Source organism: Thioalkalivibrio sp. (assembly GCF_041690275.1).
Classification (GTDB): domain Bacteria; phylum Pseudomonadota; class Gammaproteobacteria; order Ectothiorhodospirales; family Ectothiorhodospiraceae; genus Thioalkalivibrio.
Map to the genome: position 1 here is coordinate 1 of NZ_JAWLHP010000064.1, position 9176 is coordinate 9176.

General features: G+C 68.2%; 6 protein-coding genes. All 6 read left to right on the forward strand.

Features of this window, described 5'->3' with window-relative positions; genetic code table 11:
- The first annotated feature begins 284 nt into the window (after positions 1-284).
- The 6 genes from ACESMN_RS11495 (at position 285) to ACESMN_RS11520 (ending at position 8924) form a co-directional block, all read left to right on the forward strand.
- Positions 285-455 carry a hypothetical protein gene (locus ACESMN_RS11495; RefSeq protein ID WP_373053741.1) on the forward strand — a complete coding sequence of 57 codons (171 nt, stop codon included), beginning with the start codon at positions 285-287 and terminating at the stop codon, positions 453-455.
- The gene (locus ACESMN_RS11500; RefSeq protein ID WP_373053742.1) at positions 445-3375 is read left to right on the forward strand and encodes an ATP-binding protein; all 2931 of its coding nucleotides are present in this window, start codon (positions 445-447) and stop codon (positions 3373-3375) included. The genes ACESMN_RS11495 and ACESMN_RS11500 overlap by 11 nt, the downstream gene beginning before the upstream one ends.
- On the forward strand, positions 3372-4682 hold the full coding sequence (locus tag ACESMN_RS11505) for a sigma-54-dependent transcriptional regulator (protein ID WP_373053743.1): 1311 nt from the start codon (positions 3372-3374) through the stop codon (positions 4680-4682). Before ACESMN_RS11500 ends, ACESMN_RS11505 begins: the two co-directional genes overlap by 4 nt.
- 279 nt (positions 4683-4961) lie before the next feature.
- Positions 4962-6836, forward strand: a complete 1875-nt coding sequence (locus ACESMN_RS11510; RefSeq protein ID WP_373053744.1) for a DUF294 nucleotidyltransferase-like domain-containing protein — start codon at positions 4962-4964, stop codon at positions 6834-6836.
- 48 nt (positions 6837-6884) lie between these two features.
- Positions 6885-7145: a DUF4212 domain-containing protein gene (locus ACESMN_RS11515; protein ID WP_373053745.1), complete on the forward strand. Its 261-nt coding sequence runs from the start codon at positions 6885-6887 to the stop codon at positions 7143-7145.
- Between the two features lie 6 nt (positions 7146-7151).
- Positions 7152-8924, forward strand: coding sequence for a sodium:solute symporter family protein (locus tag ACESMN_RS11520; protein ID WP_373053746.1), 1773 nt, complete (start codon positions 7152-7154; stop codon positions 8922-8924).
- Positions 8925-9176: the final 252 nt, after the last annotated feature.

Sequence of the window (9176 nt, forward strand, 5' to 3'; positions counted from 1 at the left end):
CGGCCAGGAGGCCGCTCCCACAAACCCACGGCACTGCCCGCGCAGGAGCGGCTTCCAGCCGCGATGGCACACCGGGCGAAGGCCATCGCGGCCAGGAGGCCGCTCCCACAGGGGCTCGCGGTGGCTTGTGGGAGCGGCTCCCTGCTGTCCGCACGGTCGGGGTTCTTCCGCGGCTATGTTTTCGCGCTAAAGTCAGTGGCGTTGCCCGCGGCACTATGATCGTTGGCCGGGTCAGGAGCGATGACACATGTCGGAACATCGATGCTGAATGCGCGGGGGCGACGGTGAGCCAGGGGGCCAGCGTGCTGGTGCTGCTGATCGGCGTGCTGCTGTTCCTGTCGCCGGTGGTGCCGTGGGTCGCCGCCATCGCACCCGCCTGGTGGTGGCCCTTCGCCGCCTGGGGGGCGCTCGTGGGCCTGATCGCGCTGACGATGGTCGGACGCCGTGACCCTTAGCCTCGGCCTCGTCTACGCGGTCGGGGTGATCTACCTTGCGGCGCTGTTCGCCATCGCCTTCGCGGCAGAGCGCTCGCGGGCCTTCGGGAGGATCGCCGGCAACGCCTGGGTGTACACGCTGTCGCTGGGCGTGTACGCCACCTCCTGGACCTTCTACGGGAATCTCGGATTCCTGGAGACCCACGGCTATCTCTACCTGACCATCTATCTCGGCGTCACCCTGGCGTTTGCGGCCACACCGTTCCTGCTGCGACCGATTCTGGTGCTGGTGCGCGAGCATCAGCTGACCTCGCTGGCGGACCTCTTCGCCTTCCGTTACCGCAGCCGGCTCACCGGGCCGGTGGTCACGCTGTTCATGCTGGCCGGCGTACTCCCCTACATCGCGCTGCAGATCAAGGCGGTCGCCGAGTCGGCGGCGGTCCTGACCGCGGACACGCCGCCGCACCTGCTGGCGCTCACCTTTACCGCCACCATCGCGCTGTTCGCGATCCTGTTCGGGGCGCGGCACATCTCGCCGCGGGAGAAGCACTCGGGGCTGGTGGTGGCGATCGCCTTCGAGTCGGTGGTGAAGCTGGTTGCGCTGCTCGTCATCGCCGCTATCGCGCTGTTCGCGGTCTTCGGGGGGCTGGGGGGGCTGGACCGCTGGCTGGCCTCGCACCCCGAGGCGGTCACCGCGCTGTACCAGCCGGTATTCGACGGTGGCTGGACCAGCCTGATGGTGCTGGCCTTCGCCGCCGCCTTCCTGCTGCCAAGGCAGTTTCACATGCTGTTCACGGAGAACATCAACCCCGAGGCGCTGAACCGCGCGGCCTGGGGCTTTCCGCTGTTCCTGCTGCTGCTGAACCTGCCGATGCCACTGCTCTACTGGGCCGGGCAGGCGGCCGGGCTCACCGAGCAGACCAGTTACTATGCGCTGGGGCTGGCCTCCCGGCTCGAGTCCCCGACGCTCGCGCTGCTGATCTTCGTCGGCGGCCTGTCCGCGGCGAGCGCGATGATGATCGTCACCACGCTGGCACTGGCCAACATGGGAATGAACTACCTGTCCCCGCCGGCCAGCCTGCGCGAACGCCAGGGCATGCCGGCGAACCTGTACCGCAACCTGCTGTGGGGGCGGCGCATCTGGATCGTGCTGATCATCGCCCTTGGCTACGGCTTCTACGGCCTGCTGCAGGTGATCGAGGGCCTGGCGCAGCTCGGCCTGATCTCCTTCGCTGCGGTGGCCCAGTTCCTGCCCGGTTTCTTCGGCCTGCTGCTGTGGCCGCGGGCGACCCGCAACGGCTTCCTGCTCGGACTCGCCGCCGGCATCACCGGCTGGTTCTTCAGTCTGGTCACGCCGCTGCTGGGGAACGCCGGCATCTGGCCGCAGGCGCCCCGCCTGCAGGAGCTGGCCGCCGGCGGCGGCCTCGATCCCTGGACCTTTGCCCTCACGGTCAGTCTGGGGGCGAACACCGTGCTGTTCATCCTCGGGTCGCTGCTGTCGCGGCCGAACCAGCAGGAGGTCGAGGCCGGTCAGGTCTGCTGCCCGCGCGAGCCGATCTACGCCACCATCGACCTGCCACTGGCGCGTGACGTGCCCGAGATGGAGGCGGAGCTGGCGAACACGCTCGGCAGCATGCCGGCCCGTCACGAGGTGCAGCGGGCACTGGACGATCTCGGCCTGCCACGGCACACGCGATCGCGCCGGGACCTGCAGCGGCTGCGCGAGCGCATCGAGCGCAACCTCTCGGGCCTGCTCGGGCCGGTTCTCGCCCGCATGATCGTGGATCAGCACCTGCGCCTGGATGCCGCCGGCCGTTCGAGCCTCGGCGAGAGCCTGCGCCGGATCGAGCAGCAGCTGGAGGATGCCCGCCTGCCGCTGACCGGGCTGGCGGCCGAACTCGACGCGCTGCGTCGATTCCACCGCCAGATCCTGCACGAACTGCCGCTCGGGGTGTGCAGCCTGACCCCCGGCGGCGAGGTCACCGGCTGGAATCACGCGCTGGCCGAACTCACGGGTATCCGGCCGGGTGCTGCGGTGGGCCAGCTCGTCGAGCGCCTGGAACGGCCCTGGGGCGGGCTGCTGCAGGCCTTCCTCGACAGCGACGACCGGCAGCTCTACAAGCTGAATCTGGAGACCCGCCGCGGCCCGCGGCGACTGAACCTGCACAAGTCCACGGTGGCAGTGACCGCGGGTCACCGCGAGGGCTACGTGATCCTGATCGAGGATGTCACCGCCCGGGTGCAGCTCGAAAGCGAGGTGGCCCACGGCGACCGGCTCGCGTCCATCGGGCGTTTCGCGGCCGGTGTCGCGCACGAGATCGGCAACCCGCTGGCGGGCATCGCCTCCCTCGCGCAGACCCTGCCGCTGGAGGACGACCCGGGGGAGATCCGCGACATTGCGGAGGACATCATTGGCCAGACACGGCGCATCAACACCATCGTGCAGTCGCTGGTCGCCTTTGCCCACTCCGATACGCCGCCGCGCAACCGCTTCGAGCCGGTCGATCTCGCCGCGCTGGTGGACGAGGCGATCCGGCTGACCCGCCTCGCGGGCCGCAAGGACATCCGCTACGAACTGGACGGACTGGCGGAGCAGTCGGTGCTGGGCGCACGACCGAAGCTGCTGCAGGTCTTCATCAACCTGCTGACCAACGCGGAGCAGGCCTCGCCGGCCGGCGCGGCGATCCGTGTCCGGGCGCGCCGGACGGGCGCCGCGGTGCGCATCACCATCCATGACGAGGGACCGGGGATTGCCGCAGCCACGCTGGACCGGCTGTTCGAACCCTTCTTCACGACCAAGCCCGCCGGCCGGGGCACAGGCCTTGGACTGCCCGTCGCCTACAGCATCGTGCAGGACCATGGTGGTAGCCTAACGGCCATGAACGCAGCCGAGGGCGGTGCCCAATTCACTCTGACCTTGCCGACCGGCAGACAGGCATGACACGAATCCTCCTGGTCGATGACGAAGCGGCGATCCGGCGGGCCGTGCGCCGGTTCCTCGAACACCACGGCTTCGAGATCGCGCTGGCCGATGACCTCTGCGGTGCCCGCGAACAGGCCGAGCGCAGCGACTTCGATCTGGTGCTCGCCGACCTGCGCCTGCCCGACGGGGAGGGCACGGCCCTGATCGGAGAATATCCGCGGCTGCCGACCGTGATCATGACCAGCTATGCCTCGATCACCTCGGCGGTGGAGGCGATGAAGTCCGGCGCGATCGACTACATCGCCAAGCCCTTCGATCACGACGCCCTGTTGCTGACCCTGCGCGCCGCGCTGCGCAGCAGCGGCCAACAACGCCATCCCGACGTGCCGGAAGGGCCTGCCGGGCAGGAGCAGGGACTGATCGGTGAATCTCCCGCGATCGTCACGCTGCGCCAGCAGATCCGCAAGGTCGCCGCCGCCGACTCCACCGTGCTGATCCGGGGCGAGTCGGGCACCGGCAAGGAGGTTGCGGCGCGGGCGATCCACGCCCTGAGCCCGCGGGCTGCCCAGCCCTTCGTTCCGGTCAACTGCGCCTCGATACCGGAGGGCCTGGTCGAGGCGGAACTGTTCGGACACGCCCAGGGTGCCTACACCGGTGCGGTCAAGGCCCGCACCGGCCTGATCGAGTCGGCCCACGGGGGTGCGCTGTTCCTCGACGAGATCGGTGAACTGGCCCCGGCGGCCCAGGCCCGGCTGCTGCGCGTGCTGCAGGAGGGCGAGATCCGGCCGGTCGGCGCCAACCAGGCCAGAAGGGTCGATGTGCGCCTGCTGGCGGCGACGCACCGGGACCTGGAGGCGATGATCGACGCGGGCGAATTCCGCGCCGATCTCTACTACCGGCTGCGGGTGCTCGAGCTGCGCATCCCGCCGCTGCGGGAACGCCTGCAGGACCTGGACCTGCTCACCGGCCATTTTCTCGGGGAGCTGGGACGGCGCTTCAACACATCCGGCCTGAGCCTGGACGAACGGACGCGCCGGCGCATGCACCAGTACGCGTGGCCGGGCAATGTCCGCGAACTGCGCAACGCGCTGGAGCGCGCGGTGGTCCTGTCCGAGGACAACCGCATCGACTGGGAGCATCTCGGCCTTGCCCCCGCGACGGTCGAGGACCCTTCCCGCACCGCCAGCCTGAACGCGTACTTCCGGCGCTTCGTGATCGAGAACCAGGGCCGCATGAACGAGACGGAGCTTGCGCGCGCCCTCGGCATCAGCCGCAAGACCCTGTGGGAGCGCCGCCAGCGCGAGAATCTGCCCCGGACCGGGTGATCACGGTGATTCGCGCCACGCGGAGGGGTGAAGATCACCCTCCCCCACTGCTCCGCCGGTGGCGAGGGGCGGTCGGTGCGCGCCGCGCGCGGCAGCCAGCTCCGGACACCGCACACCGCGAGGCCGCGTTACCTTGCGTAACACCCGCTGTTACCGGATGTAACAGCCGCGGGGCGCCGCCCTCTCCGGCCGCTCGCAAGTCCTTGTGCCTGCGGGGGGCGGATCATGGCTTGATTCTTGCTTCCTGGTCGCGATGAGTCCATCACCCTCCGGCAGCCGATGGCCGACGCGCTCGACACCACCCGGGAATTCCTGAACACGCACGCCCCGTTCGACCAGCTCGAACCGGACGCGCTGGAATTCCTTCTGCCCCGGCTGGAGACGCGGTTCTACGCCAGTGGCGAACGCATCACCGATCCCGACAGCGGACCCGCGCAACGCTTCTTCATCATCCGCCAGGGCCGGGTCCGCGGAGAGACTCCCAGCGAGGACGAGCAGATTTCCGGCAAGGCCTGGGAACTGGTGCCTGGCGAATCCTTCCCGATCGGCGCACTGCTGGGTCGGCGGCCGGTGCACACGGTGCATCGCGCGCTCGAGGACACCATCTGTCTCGAGCTGTCGGTCGAGGACTTCGACCGCCTGCGGTCCCGGTCGCAGGTCTTCAGCGATTTCTGTTCCCGACGCCTGGCCAGCCTGCTGGAGCGCGTGCACCAGGGGCTGCTGACGCGCAACCTCGGCGGCGCCGGCGGCAGCGGCCAGCTGAACACCCCGCTGGGGGCCCGCATCGCCCGCGACCCGGTCACCTGCGCAGCGGATGCGTCGCTGCGCGAGGCGCTGTCCGCGATGCGCGACGCCCGGGTCGGCTCCATCGTCGCGGTCGACGACGACCGGCGGCCGGTCGGCATCTTCACGATGACCGACCTCCTCGCCCGCGTTGCGCTGGAAGAGCTGCCGCTCGATACCGCGCTGCGTCAGGTGATGACCCCGGATCCCATTGCCCTGCCCGACTCGGCCCCGGGTTTCGAGGGCATCGAGACCATGGCCGAGCACGGGATGAAGCACATCTGCGTGGTCGCCGACGGCCGCCTGGTCGGGGTACTCGGGGAACGTGACCTGCTGACCTCGCATCCGCTGACACTGGACCGGCTGGTGCGCGGCATCCTGCGCGCGGACACCGTCGCCACGATCGCCGCCCAGCTGCGCGAGGTGCCACGGCTGATCGGCGCGGTGATCAGCCAGGGGGCCGAGGCGGACCAGATCCTCCGCCTGATCACCCGCATCAACGACCACGCGACGCGCCGGGTGCTGGCACTGCTGCGACAGGAGCACGACATCGAAGGCATCGATTTCACCTGGCTCGCCTTCGGGTCCCAGGCCCGCGAGGAACAGGCGCTGAAGACGGACCAGGACAACGGCATCCTCTTCCGCTGCGACAGGGGAAAGGAAGACACGGTGCGCGCGTGCCTCCTCCCCTATGCCCAGGCGGTGAACCGGGCCCTGGACGAGTGTGGCTTCGACCTCTGCCCCGGCGACGTGATGGCGGGCAATCCGGAATGCTGTCTCAGCGGCCCGGAGTGGCAGCGGCGCTTCGGGCGCTGGATCGACCAGGGCACCCCGGAACATCTGCTGAAGAGCTCGATCTTCTTCGATCTGCGCGCGATCGATGGCGACCGCGACCCGGTCGAGGCATTGCGCTCGGAGCTGCTGCGCAAGACCGCCTTCAACAGCCGCTTCCGGCGCCAGATGGCGGCCAACCAGATGAGCTTCCGCCCGCCGCTGGGGCTGTTCGGGGAGATCCGCAGTGGCAGCGGCGGCGTCAACATCAAGCTGCAGGGCCTGACGCCCTTCGTGGACGGGGCGCGGGTGATCGCGCTGGCCGCGGAGCTGCCGGCCACGCGCACCCACGACCGTCTGGACCAGGCGGTCTCGGCGGGGGCGATGCGCGCCAACGATGCCCGCGACTATCATGCCGCCCTGCGCTATCTGCAGATGCTGCGGCTGCGCACCCAGCAACAGGCGCTGGACGCGGACCGCGAGGACAGCAACCGAATCCGTCCGGAGGAACTCGGCACCCTGGAGGCAAGGGTGCTGAAGGAGGCCTTCCGGCAGGCCCGCAAGCTGCAGGGTCAGCTTGCGGTTCAGTACCAGCTCTGACCGCGTGTCGGAGGAACACCTCAACACCACCACCAAGGAGACATTCCCATGACACTAGAGGAAAGCAGAGCCGCCTACTGGAAGGCCAATCTGCGGCTGCTGGCGATACTTCTGACGATCTGGTTCGTCGTGTCCTTCGGGTTCGGCATCCTGCTCTCGCAGCAGCTGAACGCCTTCAGCCTCGGGGGCTACCCCCTGGGCTTCTGGTTCGCCCAGCAGGGCTCGATCTACACCTTCATCGTGCTGATTTTCGTCTACGCCTGGCGCATGAACGTGCTGGACCGCAAGTTCGACGTACACGAGGACTGATACGCCATGGACCTTCAAACACTGAGTTTTCTGGTCGTTGGTGCGACCTTCGTCCTCTACATCGGGATCGCGATCTGGGCGAAGGCGGGGAGCACCAGCGAGTTCTACGTGGCCGGCAAGGGCGTGAACCCGATCCTGAACGGCATGGCCACCGCGGCCGACTGGATGTCCGCGGCCAGCTTCATCTCGATGGCGGGCCTGATCGCCTTCCTCGGCTTCACCGGGGGCGCCTACCTGATGGGCTGGACCGGCGGCTACGTGCTGATGGCCCTGCTGCTTGCGCCCTATCTGCGCAAGTTCGGGAAGTTCACCGTGCCCGAGTTCATCGGTGACCGCTTCTACTCGAAGACCGCGCGCATCGTTGCGGTGATCAGCCTGCTGGTGATCTCGATCACCTACGTGATCGGGCAGATGCGCGGCGTCGGGATCGCGTTCTCGAACATCCTGGAGATGGACCTGACCGTCGGCCTGGTGTCGGGCATGGTGGTGGTGTTCATCTACGCGGTGTTCGGCGGGATGAAGGGCATCACCTACACGCAGATCGCGCAGTACGTGATCATGATCTTCGCCTACACCGTGCCCGCGGTCTTCATCTCCCTGACGCTGACCGGGCACGCCTTCCCGCAGATCGGCCTGGGTTCGACACTGGTCGGCGAGGACACGCAGCTGCTGCAGGCACTGGATCAGACCCTGATGGATCTGGGCTTCGCCGCCTACACCTCCATCACCGGCATGTCGCTGCTGAACATGTTCCTGCTGACACTGGCGCTGATGATCGGGACCGCGGGTCTGCCGCACGTGATCATCCGCTTCTTCACCGTGCCGCGCGTGCGTGACGCCCGCAAGTCCGCCGGCTTCGCGCTGGTCTTCATCGGCATCCTGTACACCACCGCCCCCGCCGTGGGCGCGATGGCCATGTACAACTTCATCAACACCGTGCAGCCGGGCCCAGTCGGCGAACCCCAGGGCAACGTGGTGATCGACGAACGGCCGGACTGGATGGTGCGCTGGGAGCAGACCGGTCTGCTGGAGTTTGAGGACAAGAACGAGGACGACAGGCTCCAGTACTACAACGACCAGAACGAGGAATTCGCGGAGATGGCCCGCGAGGACTACGGCTGGGAAGGCAACGAGTTCACCAAGATCGACCGCGACATCATGGTGCTCGCCAACCCGCAGATCGCAGGCCTGCCGAACTGGGTGATCGCACTGGTCGCGGCGGGAGGTATCGCGGCGGCGTTGTCGACCGCCGCAGGCCTGTTGCTCGCGATCTCGTCCTCGATATCCCATGACCTGATGAAGGGGGTGATCACGCCCGGGATATCGGAACGGGCCGAACTGCTGTCCGGACGGATCGCGATGGCGGCGGCCATCCTGCTGGCGGGCTATCTCGGGCTCAATCCACCCGGGTTCGCGGCGGAGGTGGTCGCGCTGGCCTTCGGTCTGGCGGCGGCCAGCCTGTTCCCGGTGCTGATGATGGGCATCTTCGTGAAGAAGATGAACCGGGAGGGGGCGATCGCCGGCATGCTGGTGGGCCTTGGAGCCACACTCCTGTACATCTTCCTGTTCAAGGGCTGGTTCTTCCTGCCGGGCACCAACATGTTCCCGGACACCGCCGAGTACTGGCTGTTCGGCATCAACCCGACCGGCTTCGGCGTGATCGGCGCGATCCTGAACTTCATCGCGGCATTCCTGGTGATGAAGGTCACGAAGGCCCCGCCGGAGCACATCCAGCACCTGGTGGAGGACGTGCGCGTACCGCGCGTGGGCACCAGCTAGACCCATCGTTGTTCAGGCCCGTCGCAAGGCGGGCCCCATCCCTTACCGGAGCCGCCCGCCAGACCCCTGGCGGGCGGCTTCGTTTGCGCCCCGCGCAGGCTCCAATCGCCGGTTGCCGCCGTGCGTGGGCCTGTGGTGGGCACACTTCGTTTTGCCCACCCTACGAGCTCCCCGTTCGCCGGCAGGCTCCGTTCGCCGGTTGCTCCCCGGCGTGGGGCTGTGGTGGGCACACTTCGTTTTGCCCACCCTACG

What these genes read in the sequence shown, in the direction of transcription:
- ACESMN_RS11510 (WP_373053744.1), top strand. Translation starts at nt 4,962, where the DNA reads ATGGCCGACGCGCTCGACACCACCCGGGAATTCCTGAACACGCACGCC.
- ACESMN_RS11505 (WP_373053743.1), top strand. Translation starts at nt 3,372, where the DNA reads ATGACACGAATCCTCCTGGTCGATGACGAAGCGGCGATCCGGCGGGCC.
- ACESMN_RS11520 (WP_373053746.1), top strand. Translation starts at nt 7,152, where the DNA reads ATGGACCTTCAAACACTGAGTTTTCTGGTCGTTGGTGCGACCTTCGTC.
- ACESMN_RS11515 (WP_373053745.1), top strand. Translation starts at nt 6,885, where the DNA reads ATGACACTAGAGGAAAGCAGAGCCGCCTACTGGAAGGCCAATCTGCGG.